Source organism: Thermodesulfobacteriota bacterium, assembly GCA_040753795.1.
In the GTDB taxonomy this organism is placed as follows: domain Bacteria; phylum Desulfobacterota; class Desulfobacteria; order Desulfobacterales; family Desulfosudaceae; genus JBFMDX01.
Map to the genome: position 1 here is coordinate 346,824 of JBFMDX010000001.1, position 14,940 is coordinate 361,763.

The 14,940-nt window shown below is 57.1% G+C and carries 14 protein-coding genes and 1 CRISPR repeat array (1 of these 15 cut by a window edge); of the genes, 11 read left to right on the forward strand and 3 right to left on the reverse strand.

Annotation, left to right across the window (positions count from 1 at the left end):
* Positions 1 to 4,182: a CRISPR direct-repeat array (repeat unit 28 nt; unit sequence GTTTCCCGCCGTATAGGCGGCTTAGAAA) (it extends 4,196 nt beyond the left edge of the window).
* 455 nt (positions 4,183 to 4,637) lie between these two features.
* The gene (locus AB1724_01540; protein ID MEW6076474.1) at positions 4,638 to 5,258 is read left to right on the forward strand and encodes a GNAT family N-acetyltransferase; all 621 of its coding nucleotides are present in this window, start codon (positions 4,638 to 4,640) and stop codon (positions 5,256 to 5,258) included.
* On the opposite strand, the gene AB1724_01545 is transcribed toward AB1724_01540, so the two are convergent.
* On the reverse strand, positions 5,236 to 6,222 hold the full coding sequence (locus AB1724_01545) for a hypothetical protein (GenBank protein MEW6076475.1): 987 nt from the start codon (positions 6,220 to 6,222) through the stop codon (positions 5,236 to 5,238). The genes AB1724_01540 and AB1724_01545 overlap by 23 nt on opposite strands.
* A gap of 237 nt (positions 6,223 to 6,459) precedes the next feature.
* Between AB1724_01545 and AB1724_01550 the strand changes: the two genes are divergently transcribed.
* From AB1724_01550 to AB1724_01575, 6 genes are all read left to right on the forward strand, one after another.
* A complete protein-coding gene (locus AB1724_01550; protein ID MEW6076476.1) occupies positions 6,460 to 6,840 on the forward strand; it encodes a helix-turn-helix transcriptional regulator in 381 nt (126 codons plus the stop codon).
* A gap of 27 nt (positions 6,841 to 6,867) precedes the next feature.
* Complete coding sequence (locus AB1724_01555) at positions 6,868 to 7,575, forward strand: ImmA/IrrE family metallo-endopeptidase (GenBank protein MEW6076477.1); 708 nt, start codon at positions 6,868 to 6,870, stop codon at positions 7,573 to 7,575.
* A 161-nt stretch (positions 7,576 to 7,736) separates the two neighbouring features.
* Entirely contained in the window at positions 7,737 to 9,362 is a 1,626-nt protein-coding gene (locus tag AB1724_01560) for an AAA family ATPase (GenBank protein ID MEW6076478.1), read from the forward strand.
* Positions 9,363 to 9,383: 21 nt separating this feature from the next.
* Positions 9,384 to 9,614, forward strand: coding sequence for a hypothetical protein (locus tag AB1724_01565; protein ID MEW6076479.1), 231 nt, complete (start codon positions 9,384 to 9,386; stop codon positions 9,612 to 9,614).
* Between the two features lie 98 nt (positions 9,615 to 9,712).
* Positions 9,713 to 10,084, forward strand: coding sequence for a DUF1257 domain-containing protein (locus tag AB1724_01570; GenBank protein ID MEW6076480.1), 372 nt, complete (start codon positions 9,713 to 9,715; stop codon positions 10,082 to 10,084).
* A gap of 3 nt (positions 10,085 to 10,087) precedes the next feature.
* Positions 10,088 to 10,297: a DUF2997 domain-containing protein gene (locus tag AB1724_01575; protein MEW6076481.1), complete on the forward strand. Its 210-nt coding sequence runs from the start codon at positions 10,088 to 10,090 to the stop codon at positions 10,295 to 10,297.
* 89 nt (positions 10,298 to 10,386) lie between these two features.
* On the opposite strand, the gene AB1724_01580 is transcribed toward AB1724_01575, so the two are convergent.
* Entirely contained in the window at positions 10,387 to 10,674 is a 288-nt protein-coding gene (locus AB1724_01580; protein ID MEW6076482.1) for a hypothetical protein, read from the reverse strand.
* Positions 10,675 to 10,825: 151 nt separating this feature from the next.
* Between AB1724_01580 and AB1724_01585 the strand changes: the two genes are divergently transcribed.
* Both AB1724_01585 and AB1724_01590 read left to right on the forward strand, forming a co-directional pair.
* On the forward strand, positions 10,826 to 11,044 hold the full coding sequence (locus AB1724_01585; protein ID MEW6076483.1) for an AbrB/MazE/SpoVT family DNA-binding domain-containing protein: 219 nt from the start codon (positions 10,826 to 10,828) through the stop codon (positions 11,042 to 11,044).
* Complete coding sequence (locus AB1724_01590; protein MEW6076484.1) at positions 11,038 to 11,499, forward strand: PIN domain-containing protein; 462 nt, start codon at positions 11,038 to 11,040, stop codon at positions 11,497 to 11,499. The genes AB1724_01585 and AB1724_01590 overlap by 7 nt, the downstream gene beginning before the upstream one ends.
* Before the next feature lie 52 nt (positions 11,500 to 11,551).
* On the opposite strand, the gene AB1724_01595 is transcribed toward AB1724_01590, so the two are convergent.
* On the reverse strand, positions 11,552 to 11,965 hold the full coding sequence (locus tag AB1724_01595) for a hypothetical protein (protein MEW6076485.1): 414 nt from the start codon (positions 11,963 to 11,965) through the stop codon (positions 11,552 to 11,554).
* 191 nt (positions 11,966 to 12,156) lie between these two features.
* On the opposite strand from AB1724_01595, the gene AB1724_01600 reads away from it, so the two are divergent.
* Complete coding sequence (locus AB1724_01600) at positions 12,157 to 13,473, forward strand: (Fe-S)-binding protein (GenBank protein ID MEW6076486.1); 1,317 nt, start codon at positions 12,157 to 12,159, stop codon at positions 13,471 to 13,473.
* The gene (locus AB1724_01605) at positions 13,470 to 14,939 is read left to right on the forward strand and encodes an FAD-binding oxidoreductase (protein MEW6076487.1); all 1,470 of its coding nucleotides are present in this window, start codon (positions 13,470 to 13,472) and stop codon (positions 14,937 to 14,939) included. The genes AB1724_01600 and AB1724_01605 overlap by 4 nt, the downstream gene beginning before the upstream one ends.
* Position 14,940 lies beyond the last annotated feature (1 nt).

Below are 14,940 nucleotides of genomic sequence, written 5' to 3' on the forward strand. Positions count from 1 at the left end.
CGCCACTGCTGTTTCCCGCCGTATAGGCGGCTTAGAAATTGCGATACCGGGTCACGCCGGCGTCCCGCTCGTTTCCCGCCGTATAGGCGGCTTAGAAAGTCAACGTCTATGATCTCTACCAGAAACGGGCGTTTCCCGCCGTATAGGCGGCTTAGAAAAACAACGTCTGGAACAGCAATTACAAACTGGTGTTTCCCGCCGTATAGGCGGCTTAGAAAACGATACAGTCAAAACACGGCCGGATTCCGTCGTTTCCCGCCGTATAGGCGGCTTAGAAAGTCAACCATGTATGCCTGGAAAAAAGGGGACAGTTTCCCGCCGTATAGGCGGCTTAGAAAGTTGGCGTTGGTCACCGGGTGGTCGGTGTCGTGTTTCCCGCCGTATAGGCGGCTTAGAAACACAATCACAAATCATGTCAACGTCTTTTAATAGTTTCCCGCCGTATAGGCGGCTTAGAAATATAACCAGAACCGCGACATGTGGGCCGAGGTGTTTCCCGCCGTATAGGCGGCTTAGAAAGCCAATTCGCCGGCGAGCTGGACAAGGCAGGCGTTTCCCGCCGTATAGGCGGCTTAGAAATTACAAGGGAACGGCCGAAGTGCAGGTCAACCGTTTCCCGCCGTATAGGCGGCTTAGAAACTGGACTTTCCGCAGCAATACATCCAGGCGTTGTTTCCCGCCGTATAGGCGGCTTAGAAAAATTATCAGTTTAAGGTTTCTTTCTTTGCCGCGTTTCCCGCCGTATAGGCGGCTTAGAAAGCATGGCGTGAATGGATGCCACTACCGTGGAAGTTTCCCGCCGTATAGGCGGCTTAGAAATTTATTGACTGCCGCCGTTGTGTTCCCGGTTAGTTTCCCGCCGTATAGGCGGCTTAGAAATGCACTGGCATGGATTCAGCTTCTATATCCAAGTTTCCCGCCGTATAGGCGGCTTAGAAAAAAAGGCGGAACGCTGATGGAATGGGGCGCCGGTTTCCCGCCGTATAGGCGGCTTAGAAAAATTATTTCATCCCCCTTGCGATATACTGTTTGTTTCCCGCCGTATAGGCGGCTTAGAAACATGTCTGATATTCCTGGATCGTTGCCCAGTGGTTTCCCGCCGTATAGGCGGCTTAGAAATGTCCAACGGGTTCGCCGGCCTGGGCGGTAAGGTTTCCCGCCGTATAGGCGGCTTAGAAAAATTACTACACCGGGATGATCGGCATCAGGTAGTTTCCCGCCGTATAGGCGGCTTAGAAAGATCCGTCAGCCATTCTTTTGGTTGTTCCCGAGTTTCCCGCCGTATAGGCGGCTTAGAAAATGACAGCCATTCAGCGGCGGAGTCATCATCGGTTTCCCGCCGTATAGGCGGCTTAGAAAAGTTTTTCAAGCTGACCGTCATCGAAGGCGCCGTTTCCCGCCGTATAGGCGGCTTAGAAAAATATGGACAATGGCTTTCAATCTCAGAGTTCGTTTCCCGCCGTATAGGCGGCTTAGAAAATATCGTTCATCAACCGTCCACGGCATCGTTCGTTTCCCGCCGTATAGGCGGCTTAGAAATACGCCGTTACATCGCCAGCCTGAACCGATATGTTTCCCGCCGTATAGGCGGCTTAGAAATTGTATCCATCGTATGACTTTGATGGCCGCTGGTTTCCCGCCGTATAGGCGGCTTAGAAAGAATATCCCGCCTATATTGTCGATACCATTTTGTTTCCCGCCGTATAGGCGGCTTAGAAAATAATCACAGGCACTAAGCTCCTTGTGCTCTAGTTTCCCGCCGTATAGGCGGCTTAGAAATTTATTGTATTCAACACGGTCGCTGCTGCTCAGTTTCCCGCCGTATAGGCGGCTTAGAAATGTATTACGACTTGTCTGAACAGTTCCGGGTAGTTTCCCGCCGTATAGGCGGCTTAGAAACATACAAGCCCTGCACTAATAGCACCTGACGCAGTTTCCCGCCGTATAGGCGGCTTAGAAATACAAAGTTGCTCAATCCAAAACACTGCTTGAGTTTCCCGCCGTATAGGCGGCTTAGAAAAGCATTTTCATGGACGTGGCCAACAAGACTTTGTTTCCCGCCGTATAGGCGGCTTAGAAAAAAAAAGAAACTGGTTTTAACCCATTGACCATGTTTCCCGCCGTATAGGCGGCTTAGAAAAATATCACGGCCGGTGATTCGGACTGCGACATGTTTCCCGCCGTATAGGCGGCTTAGAAAATGAGTGATTTTGACCGGGTAAAATCGGCGTTGTTTCCCGCCGTATAGGCGGCTTAGAAATGATAGTGCTGCTGGTGCAAGCGTTCAGGCCGTTTCCCGCCGTATAGGCGGCTTAGAAAGGTTCACAGACAAATATGCACGGATAGGACTGGTTTCCCGCCGTATAGGCGGCTTAGAAAGGTTAAGGACCTAAACGGGTCTTGTAATGAGTGTTTCCCGCCGTATAGGCGGCTTAGAAAGTGATGATTCTTACTCCGGGACGTTTGAAAGCGTTTCCCGCCGTATAGGCGGCTTAGAAAGACAACGGAATACACCAAAGACGACGGAAGCGGTTTCCCGCCGTATAGGCGGCTTAGAAATCTAAATATAGGCGTTGATTTCAAAGACTTCTGTTTCCCGCCGTATAGGCGGCTTAGAAAAGTATCCTTTAGCGGTGTCAGCGCTTATTATCGTTTCCCGCCGTATAGGCGGCTTAGAAACGTTGCCGCTTCCCTTGTCGCCAAGCATCTGCGTTTCCCGCCGTATAGGCGGCTTAGAAATTTAAAGGTGGAGCCGGGTGTGGAATCCGGCCGTTTCCCGCCGTATAGGCGGCTTAGAAATTATTTTCAGTTGAGTCACCTCTTATTGTGTAGTTTCCCGCCGTATAGGCGGCTTAGAAAGCATCTCATCAACAAGTGGACCTTGACTATTCGTTTCCCGCCGTATAGGCGGCTTAGAAAGCACTGGTGCTGTTTGGCTTTGCGGCCTATGTGTTTCCCGCCGTATAGGCGGCTTAGAAAATAACGGTAAGCGCCCACGGTACGGGGTAACAGTTTCCCGCCGTATAGGCGGCTTAGAAAGCCGCCTGTTCTTGTGCCGTTTCAAAGCTGGCGTTTCCCGCCGTATAGGCGGCTTAGAAATTCCACGCCATCACCGGCTGACGGATCAACGGGTTTCCCGCCGTATAGGCGGCTTAGAAAGCTGATAAAGTCCAAAGGTCATCAAGCCAAGCCGTTTCCCGCCGTATAGGCGGCTTAGAAAGAATATCTTTGCGGCTTCCATCATTGAGTCGGGTTTCCCGCCGTATAGGCGGCTTAGAAAACTTCTCATCCTCTGCGTACTGATTCTTGAGTGTTTCCCGCCGTATAGGCGGCTTAGAAATATACAATTCAATCCCTCGAATCAAATCTATTGTTTCCCGCCGTATAGGCGGCTTAGAAAGACGAAAGCCCACGTTGCGCTGATGTCACCGTGTTTCCCGCCGTATAGGCGGCTTAGAAAACTTCAGGCACAGCGTCAACCGGGATAGGTTTGTTTCCCGCCGTATAGGCGGCTTAGAAATTTTTCTCGACCGACGAGGCCGACATGGCATGGTTTCCCGCCGTATAGGCGGCTTAGAAATTGGTCGTTGTAGAGACAGAGCTTGACGGCATGTTTCCCGCCGTATAGGCGGCTTAGAAAAGCACACACCCTGGAGCGTTCAATCCCTGCACCGTTTCCCGCCGTATAGGCGGCTTAGAAAAGTTACTGCCGATAATTTTTTCAGAGTCCCGCGTTTCCCGCCGTATAGGCGGCTTAGAAATGTCCCCGACGATGAATGGCCGGGAATGGCAGTTTCCCGCCGTATAGGCGGCTTAGGAAAAAAGGGGTAAGGGGTCAGAAGCCATTCTACTGTTTCCCGCCGTATAGGCGGCTTAGAAATGGAAGTCAATCATGTCATCTTCACTGTCGGAGTTTCCCGCCGTATAGGCGGCTTAGAAAACGTCAGACCGCCGTAAAAGCTCCAGATCGCCGTTTCCCGCCGTATAGGCGGCTTAGAAAATATCATACCACTGGCACAAGGTGGCACGGATGTTTCCCGCCGTATAGGCGGCTTAGAAAAGACTGATCGTACCGCCGGAACTGGAGGCGAAGTTTCCCGCCGTATAGGCGGCTTAGAAAAGGGAGTTGATCGACCTGTTTGTCCGTGACGCGTTTCCCGCCGTATAGGCGGCTTAGAAATGATGTTGAGCCTGTTGCGCATTGTTCTGTTGGTTCTGTCGCCCCCCGCGCGGGGGCATGGATTGGAATGAAAGTGGTCTTAATGTGGCCTTTTCGGGGTGGTCGTCGTCCTCCGGTCGGGGGCGTGGGTTGAACTGGAAGGGGGGTACAAAATGTACCCCTCTTTTTTTTGTGCCGGTGTAGACGCTACTACATTGAGAAGGCGCAAGGCGTGACAAAATGTCACAGGAAGGGCCTATTAAACACCAGGCAAGGTGATTGGTGTCGCTTTTTGGGCTGCGATTCCGAACAATTGTTTGTTTGGTGAGAATAAGGTATTAAAGCAATTTTGCACTGGATCCCCCGATCAAGTCGGGGGATGACCTCTAAAGAGGGGCGGGGGATGACCTCGGAAGAAGGCCGGTGATGATGCAAACCGGGCAATAACGGGTGGAAGATATTCCGCTGGGAGAAAGATGTGCGGCATGACAAAAAAGAAGAGCCGGCCATGAGTTTGGAGCCGGTATCCATTAAAGACGCGGAGCTGGTGGCCGATATTCTGGGCCGGGCCTTTATGGATGACCCGGTCATGAACTATATTCAGCCGGATCGGTCGTTTATCCCCCGGTATTTCAAGGCCGCGTTTATTAAACACTATGCGTCGCATGGGCTGAGCCGGGTGATGCCGGACCACACCGGCGCGGCCTTGTGGCTGCCGCCGGGTGTCGGCACCCGGTTTCCGCCGCTTTTTTTCGCTCTGGCCTGGACCCGGCGTCATCTGGGGAAAAAGAACGGGCTGCGCATGATTATGCGGGCCAACCGGCTGCTGCACCATGTTGAACGGGCGCGGCCGGTCAGGACGCATTTCTACCTGCACGGCCTGGGCGTGGTCAAAGAGAAGCAGGGCCGGGGCATCGGTTCGTTCCTGTTGCGGGAGCGGCTGACCGTGTGCGACCGTGAGCGGGCGCCGGCGTACCTGGAGTGCTCCAATGAAAAGAACCTGCCGCTTTATGAACGGCACGGGTTCCGGGTTGTCGAGGAGTTCCGGCTGGCGCGGGACGCGCCCATGATCTGGTTTATGGCCCGGGAGCCGGGATAAGGTAGTGCAAATCCTTTTCATCGAGCATTTTTTTCTGATCCAGAAAGCGGAGGAACTCCGCAAGCTGCCGGCGCTTTCCGATCATCATGTTGGTTTGAGAATCGTAAAAGGCGCCGGATTGGTGCGCGTAGATGGGGGGCGTTACCGCGAAAATGGGATGCTTTAACCCCATGAAGGCGGCTTTGGCGCAATTATATTCATCCCACCCGTAATCACGTTTCAACATGGCATGATATCCGCCAAGGCCGAAATGCATCTGACAAACCGGGGTTAATCCGGGCTTATCCGAATCCTGAATCTGCTTCCGCGTTACCGGAGACAGCAGAATGGCGGTCAGGATATCCGCGGATTTGTCCACAAAAGCAGCGTAGTCACAGCGATCATCAATATCCGCGTAGATCGCGCGGTTCCTTTTTGTCACCTGGATATAATCCTCTTTGGCGTTGGCCAACCCTTCAACGGCCAGATAAAAAAGATCGGTGATCATATCGTTGCCGGACCATAACCCTTCCTGCCGGGCCGCGGCCAGCATCTGTTGCAGGTCGTCCATAATCGTGGCGGACCATCCCACAAACATCATAAAGCAGTCCCAGGCTTTGACGAAACAATCCGTGCCGACATTGTGATACCGGCGTGAATAACCGATTGACGGTGTGGGAACCACCGAAGGGTTATGGAGTTCGGTCCCTGGCGCGCCGTATAATGAACAGCAGAACTGAGGGAAAATGGTTATTCGATCAAGGATACGGAGAATCTGGTAATTGTTGTCCGCGTCGTATCCTTTGACAAATCCGACCGGCAGGACATTGTTTTCGTTGATCACGACGTGGTGAGAGTAGCTTTGCCATGATTTGGCTTCGGCCGCCTGTTTTTCGTAAAAACCGGACAATATTTTCCGGATTTTTTCGTCTTGCCGACTTGATGAAGGTGGTTTGCCGCTTTCTTCGATCAGGTGTTTTTCCATATCGCTGTACCTCCTGTCTTAATTACGAGCGCCTGTTCCAGTCTTTTGATTGCAGGATGCCATGGACCTGTGACAGATCCGGTCACAGTTGCGGAAATTTTTTTTAAGGGCACGGCGCGATGTGTTAAGAGGAATAATGGCGTTTTAGGCTGGATCAACCGGTCAAGCCGCCTATGAGAAAAATGCCCCTAAAAAATTTTCTTGACAGCGGATGAAAGTTCGATATCATCGAACATCATGACGCCATCAGACAACACTACATTCGCACACCGGTTGAAGTCGCTCCTGGAAGCGGCGGACAGGACCCAGGCCGATCTGGTTAAAAGCGGGATCATCTCCAAGAGCTACCTGTCCGGAATCTTGAGCGGCAAGCATCCGGCGCCCGACGTGTCGATCATCAAGGGCATTTGCCGGGAGCTGCGGGTGGACAAAACCGTGGAAAACGAATTGATCCTTCTGGCCGGAAAAGAGTTTGAGCATATTCTGGCCAATGAGGCGGCGGCCGATTTTCTGCGGCGGACCGTGGAAAACGGCTGGGGCGATGAGGAGTGGGAGCGGCATAATCAGGTGATCGACATTATCATTCCCGCCAGGAAAAAGTCTCCGGATGGTGACTGATCCGGGAGCGGGGCGACGGGGGAAAGCATGAACTGGCAGGTTCCTTATTTATCCAGAGCGGACATGGCCCGGCGAGCCGAAGCGCTGCTGGCGGCATACGGGGAGAAAGACGGCAAGCCGGTGGAGCCGCCCGTGCCGGTGGAAGCGATGATCGGCTTCCTGGGGCTCAAATGCGTGTACGTGAATTTTGAGCGGATCAACCAGCCCGGCGTCCTGGGCGCCACCTATGTCAACCGGCGGCTGATCGCCGTCAGCCGGGACCTGCTGGACGAAAGCGTTTGCGGGCGGTCGGCCTTTACCATGGCCCACGAGGTCGGGCACTGGGTGCTTCACCGGCGCCTGGCGGAAAAGGGCGGCGGAGCCGGAAGCGGCGAGGAGATTATTTTCTGCCGCCGGGAGGACACCGCAAAACCCGTGGAAAGCCAGGCCAATTATTTCGCCGGCTGCCTGCTCATGCCGGAAGCCCATGTGCGGGAAGCCTTTAGCCGGGTGTTCAAGCCGGAGCGGCTCGATCTGGTCAATGTCCACAGCGATTTTGCCACCTCCATGTTCGGTTTTGATTTCTGCGTGGAGAACTGGCCCCGCATCGCCGCGACGGTTTGTGAGGCCGGCGGCTTTGACAATGTCTCGCTTCAGGCCATGATCATCCGGCTGCAGAACCTGGGGCTGGTGGTCAATCATACCCGCCAGGCCATGGGCTGGGCGAGAAAACCGGGGATGACGGCTACGGCTTAAAAAATATTTTTTTTGCCGGTAAGGTTCGACGCTATCGAACAAATCCGGCGGGTGAACGCGACTCCGCCTGTCCAGACCCTTTGTTTCCGAAGCAGTACCAGAAAAACGGGTAATGGCGCGGTGAGAGTTCGATAACATCGAACAAAACAACGGGAGAAGGAATGGAACAGATTGAAGATGCCCTGCGGGCCGGGATCCCTATCCTTTATGTCACGTCTCCGGAAGAGGAACGGGTGGTTACCGCCCTCGAGCAGTCCAGCCGCAGGTTGAAACGGAAACTGTGGCTGTACACGGTCAGCGAAGGCCTGTGGACCGTAGACTTCCCGCCTTCGGAAAACGGGCCGCCGGAACCGGTTTACGGCAAGCCCAATCCGGAGTTCCGCGACCCTGTTGCCCTGCTGCGGAACATCAAGACCACCCATGTGCCTAAAAGAGGGGCGATCTACCTGCTGCTGGATTTTCATGAATTCCTGTCCGATCCGGTGACCCGGCGGCTGCTGCGGGACCTGGGCGCGGTGTTAAAGGCCGCCAACAGTGCCGTCATTATCCTGGCGCCGGTGGCTTCCCTGCCGCAGGTCCTGGAAAACGATGTCTGGTGCCGCGCGTTTCCGCTGCCGACCCGGACGGAACTGGCTGCCAGCCTGGGCCGGTACGCGGAGCGGAACGCGGACGACGGGCTGGCCGGGATCGCCGCCGACCAGGTGCGGGCGGCCGTGGCCGAAGCCGGACGAGGGCTGACGCTCAAGCAGTTTGAGCAAAGCGTCGCCCGGGCCATGGTCCGCCGCCAGGGCATGATAACGGCGGCCGTGGCCGACGATATCGCCCGGGCCCGGAAAGACATTCTGCGGCGGACCGCGGCCCTGACCTGGATTGACGCCGAGCCCGGGCTCAACTGGGGCGGGTTGTCGGCGCTGAAACAGTGGCTGGCGGAGCGGAAGCGCGGCTTTAGCGACGAGGCCCGCCGGGCGGGTTTGCCGGCGCCCCGGGGCATCCTGCTGCTGGGCGTGCCCGGGTGCGGCAAGAGCCTGGCGGCCAGGATGACCGCCGCATTCTGGAACCTTCCCCTGGCGCGGCTGGAGACCGGCGGCCTGTTCACCAGCCGGGTGGGCGGCTCCGAGGAACGGACCCGGCAGGCGATCAGCGCCGTTGAAGCCATCGCGCCATGCGTGTTGTGGATCGACGAGATCGAAAAAGCCATGGCCGGTATCAGCGGATCGGCGGATTCGGACGCCGGCACGGCCTCCCGGGTGTTTGCCGCCCTGGCCACCTGGATGCAGGAGAAAACCGCGCCGGTGTTCGTAGTGGCCACGGCCAACTCGGTGGCGGCCCTGCCGCCGGAACTGCTGCGCAAGGGCCGCTGGGACGAAATTTTCTTCGTGGACCTGCCGGGCCTGGGCGAGCGCCGGGAGATCGCCGAAATCCATTTGAGAAAAGCCGGCCATGACGCGGTCCAGGCGGATGCCCGCCTGATCGCCGAGCACGGGGAGGGGCTTTCCGGCGCGGAGATCGAGCAGGCCATTGTGGCCGGCCGGTACCGGGCATTCGCGGCCGGACGCTCCATGACGGGCGGGGACGTGCTGGCGGCCATGGCCGGCCAGGTGCCCCTGTCCGTGACCATGGCCGAGGAGATAAGCGCCCTTCGCGAATGGGCCGCCGTCCGGGCCAGGCCGGCCTCCGTGGATGATGTGCAGGAACAGCGGGACGACTGGCGCCGGAGAAAGGCGGGCGGGTTGGTGACGTTGCCGGTGGCCGGCCGGTCAACGCAGGATAATTTGGTTATGGATTAAATTTTGCCAAAGGAGGACCTAATGGAAAATGAACAGGAATACGGCGGACTGCCGGTGGCGTTGATCCCGAGGGACCGGTTCTGCCGCCGGCAGGTCCTGCAGGAGGTGGTCGTTCATCCGGACGGCGGCATCGAGGTTCCCTGGGTCACCCCGGCGGCAGCGCCGCTGCTGCGGGAGATCTGGGCCGCGGTCAACGGTGCAGAGTCCTTTCCCGTGGAAGCGGGGGCGGACGGATGGATTTATTGCGGGTGAAAATGAAATAGGGATAAGGTTTAAGGTTCAAGGTTTAAGGTTTAGGGCACAGGGTGCAAGGTTCGGGGTGAAAGGCATTTTTAGAAGGAGGTACAAAGATGTCCATGACGATTTATACCACTATCAGCGGGGTGACCGACCTGGGGCTCATGCTGGAGGCCTTGCAGGCCATGGGTTTGCAGGCCTGGAAAAAAGAGGGGTCAGAGCGGGGCGCCGAAGGGGAACTGGCGGAAGCCTGGATCGAGAACAGACGGATCGGTATTGTCCGGAACGGGAAAACCGGGCAGTTGGCGCTGAAGGGGGACAGCGACTGGCGGGTGCTGAGGGACACCGCCTTTCAGAACCGGCTGCGCCAGCAATACGGGGTGGCGGCTGTCAGAGAGAAAGCCAAGGCCATGAATTATCAGATCTCTTCGATCACGACCCGTCAGGACGGTTCCATTCAGATCCTGGCTACGGCCTGGGGATAAGCCATGAAGAAAACAACCATTGAATTTGTTGTCGGCCGCGACGGCCGTATCCGTTCGCGGGTCCTGGGAGTGAAAGGGCCTGACTGCCGGACTGTTTCCGACGCGTTGAAGCAGGGCCTGGGCAAAGTGGTGTCCGCGGAAAAGACGGCGGAATATTTCGAGACGGCCCGGACCGGGATCCAGGTTCATCTCGGCGGCCCGGATCAGACATGACCGGGGCATGGATGGATCATATCAGTGCCTGAATGTAGGGGAAGCCTGTTCAGGCTTCCAAGAATGCAGGGGCACGGCGCGCCGTGTCCCTACCGGGCAGACGTTTGCGATTTGGTTTGATTGGTCAGCCACTGCCAACCGGCGATGAAGGCCAGCAGGGCCAAACCAATCAGGTCGGTGATCCAGCCGGGCTTGATCAGGGCCAGGGCCGAGGCCGAAATAGCGTAGGCGGCCGTGGTGGGCATGCCCATGCCCAGAACAATGGCGAAGAACATGGTAAAGACCAGGGCCAGCAGCAGGTTGCCCCGGGAATATTCAAAGATGATCATGGCGAACTTCTGGCCCAGACCGGCCATGACGGCCAGGGCGCACAACATTTTTTTCGCATAAGAACCTCCCCTGTTATTGATATCGGGTATAACAGGGGTCGGTACCGGGTGTCAATTTGTCCGGAGCGGGCGGATCATATTTGACATGGCTTTACATTTAAGGTAAAAGTAAAGCATTGCAAACATGAAAGGGACCGTTATGCAGACCGTAAAATTGAGCTCAAAGAATCAGATCGTGCTGCCCAGGGAAGCCAGGGACGCCATGAAACTCAAAGCGCATGACGAGCTTCTGGTCGTTGTCAAGGGCAGTGTGACTATCGTTATGCCTAAGCCCGTGGAATACCGGCCCGAACTGGCCGGGGCGGGCAAAGGCCTTTACCCGAAGTCCTACCTGAAGAAGGAGCGGAAAGATTGGTAAGCCGAAGCCCCGGCAGATTTCTGCAAACTCACCGCCGGATTTATCTCGATACCAGTATTTTCATCTATTTCGTCGAGCGCCATCCTCTTTATTTTGATGTCTGCGATGAGATTTTCCAGAAAGTTGAAGAAGGTCGTATTGAAGCGATGACATCCACCTTGACACTGATGGAGGTCCTCGTCCAGCCTTACCGGGTAAAAAAGGAAGAGATCGTTCTGAAATTCTATGCTCTTATGACGACATATCCCAATCTGAAATGGATAGAATTAACGCTTGGCATTTCAGACCTTGCCGCCAAGCTGCGGGCTGAGCATAGCTTGAAGACGCCGGATGCCATCCAGATCGCATCTGCCCTTTCCGTCGGCGCGACCGGAATTGTGACCAACGATAAGGTCTTTCGGAAAACAAATCAGATTCCATGCCTGGTTCTGGATGAGATGGTCGTAAAAGCTTAAGGATGGTTCCGCTGCCTGGATCGTTCGGTCAAACCGCCTATGACGATGACCACTAAAGGGGCTCCGCCGTGCCCGTTAAGCCCTCCTTGTCGAAGCAGTAGCCGCAGTTGCCGCCGCAGAGGGACACCTCGTCGATATCCTTCTGATCGATGGGAAAATAGCGGCAGGCCCGCGGGCGGCAGGAGCCGTAGATGAGGCATTTCCCCTGCCGGGTCAGCATCGGGCAGACGTTGAGAAGATTGCAGCAGGTGCCGCACTGGCGGCACTCCCCCTGGCGGGCCAGAAGCTGCCGGTTGACATAGCGTTTACGGAAATGGACCATCCACAGGCGTCTGATCTTGCCGGAGGCATGAAGGGCCAGGCGGGTGTCTCCGACGGTTTCCGGCACAATCATCATCAGCCGGTAAAGAAAAGCGGCAAAGGCCGCGGCCTGGCCCCGCCATCGGTGCACCATATGATTAATCATCTGCATATTTCCGTCCCGTTTTATTTAAAATTGACTGCCTTTTTCCGTGCCTTGTGCTAATCTTTTTACCGCGGAAAAATTTTCGAAAATTTTCGTTCCGGAACGGTTAACGTAACCGTTCTACCGGCATGACGGTGGGATATATAAAAAATATTTTATAATTTCAAGAAGTTTTTTCGTAAGGGAGCGCCATGACACTGGCCCGCTTAAAAAGCCTGGAAGATGAGATGAAAAAATGCTTCCGCTGCTCCCTGTGTAAAATGATTCCCCTGCCGGTGGTGGCCAGCCCGGCTTATTCAGACGGCTGCCCGGCCGCCCGGCGGTATCATTTCCACGGATACTCGGGATCCGGTAAACAGATCATGGCCCTGTCGCTGATCGACGGCCGGATCAGCGCCGATGCCGATCTGGCGGAGATCGTGTTCGCCTGCACCACCTGCGGGCTCTGCGACGTGGCCTGTAAATTCATCATGGAGGCGGAACGGCATCAGGTCAACATGGCCCTGCGGGAATATCTGGTGGAGCAGGGCGTTGCCCCCCGGGCGATCAAGGAGCGGGCGGACCGGCTACAGCAATACAGCCATCTCCGCAAACGGGCGGACATTCGTTCCGGGGACTGGGCCCGGGACCTCGGGCTGAAGGTACTGCCCGTGGACAAGGCCGGGGTCCTGCTGTACCCGGATTTTCTGGCCTCAGGCGCCGGCGCGGCGGCCGCGGCCGGAGCCAGAAAGACCGCCGCCATCCTGCGGGCGGCCGGCGTGGATTTCGGGATTCTGGGGGACCAGGAGCCCGACAGCGGCCTGTTCGCCTACTGGACGGGCCATCGGGAGCTGTTTACCCGCCTGGCGGAAAACACGCTCGGCAAGCTGAACCATGTCGGCGTCGAGACCGTGGTGGTCACCTCCGGCGCGACCCTGGGGCTGATCCGCTCCAAATACCCCGAGTATGCCGGTCAGGCCAGAGTCGACGTTCTGCACGTCACCGAGTATATCGAACGGCTGCTGCGGGAAGGGCGGCTGACGCTGCCCCGGGCCGTCAACCATACCGTCACCTATCACGATCCCTGCTACCTGGGCCGCCAGAGCGAACCGCCGGTGGTCTGGCAGGGCGAGAAGAAGGTTGATCGCGGCTGCATGACTTATACCAGCCCGCCCCGGCCGGTCAATACCGGCGCCAACGGCGTTTACGAGGCCCCGCGCAGTATTCTCCGGGCCATTGACGGCCTGAATTTCAAGGAGATGTGGCGAATCCGGGAATACGCCTTCTGCTGCGGCGGCGGCGGCGGCGTTCCCGATGCCTTTCCGCGACTGGCCGAGTCCGCGGCCGCCCACCGGCTGGCCGAAGCGGCCGATACCGGCGCCGACCTGCTGGTCACGGCCTGCGATCACTGCCTGGAAAACTTCAACCGGTGCGGTGAAGGATCAGGAGAGAAGCGGATTCCGGTGAAGAACATCGTCGACCTGGTTTACGAGGCCATGAACCCGGACGCGGCGAGGAGCAGGTTATGAACGGAACCCCGATCATTGAAAAAGCCGCGGCGGCATTAAAAGCCGGAGCGGTGATGACGGACCCGGCCGGCCTGGCCGTGCTGAGGCCGGACAACCCCCTGATCGACGGATGTGTTCCCCCGGTCGGGGTCGTTCGCCCGGAAAATGCCGGTGAACTGGGAAAGCTGCTGGCCTGCGCCAATGAAAACGCCATGAATCTGTGTGTGGTTTCGTCGGCCGGTTCCCATTATCACGGCACCTTCGCGTCCGACCGGGAGCACCTGCTGGTGGATCTGTCATCGTGGCAGGGCATCCCCTGGATCAACCGGAGAAACCGGGTATGTCTGATCGAGCCTGGTGTGACCTACGGGCAGTTGCTGGCGGCCCTGGATCCGGAAGGACTGACCGTTTCCATGCCCCTGGCTCCGCCGGCCGGCAAAAGCGTGCTGGCCGCCTGCCTGGACCGGGAGCCATCCACCTGGCCCAACAAACAGTGGGATATCGGCGACCCCGTGGCCAGTACGGAATTTTATTTCGGCGGCGGCCAACGGTTCCGCACCGGCGCGGCCGGCGGACCGGGCTCACTGGAAGCCCAGCGGGCCGCGGGCGGGGCACAGAAATGCCCCACCGGCCCTTCCCAGACCGATTTTCACCGGGTGATTCAGGGCGCCCAGGGAACCATGGGGATTGTCACCTGGATGACCATACGCGCGGAAATAAAGCCGACTATCCAGAAGCCGTTTCTGCTGGTCGATGACAATCCGGGCCGGCTGGTCTCTTTTGTCTACGCGGCGCAGCGTCCCGGTCTGGGAGAGCACAGCTTTATCGTTAACCGGATCTGCGCCGCCATGTTGATCAATGCCGCCCGGCGGGGGAAAAAGCCCTGTCCGGCCGAATCGCTTCCGGAATATATCTGCCTGCAGAATATTGCCGGGTTTGAAGTGCTGCCGAAGGAAAGAGTGGCGTATCAGGTGGAGGACATCCGGGAAAAATCCCGGCAGGCCGGTCTGAAAATGAAGCGGTCCCTGCGGCGGATTTCCGCCGACGAATTCCTGGGGATCGCCACCCGTCCCTGCGGCGATTCGGACTGGCGGCGGCAGCCGACGGGGGATTACCTGTCCGTATTTTTTCTGACCACCCTGGACCGGACGGAGGAATTGATCGGCGTGTTCGAAAGCATCGCCGGTTCGTGCGGGTTCGGCCGCGATGCCGTCGGCATCTACATTCAGCCGGTGACGCAGAATCACGCCTGTCATATGGAGTTCATTGTCCCGTACGACCGGCAGCGCGATATTGACGCCGCCCGGAAACTGGAACAGGAAAGCACCGCCGCCCTGATGGAGAACGGCGCTTTTTTCAGCCGGCCTTATTTGTCCGCCGGAAACCGGGTGCTTTGCCGGAATCCGCAAAACCTGACGGTGCTGAAGAAGATAAAGGATATTTTCGATCCCAACCGGGTATTAAACCGGGGCAAGTGGGGTTTGTAAG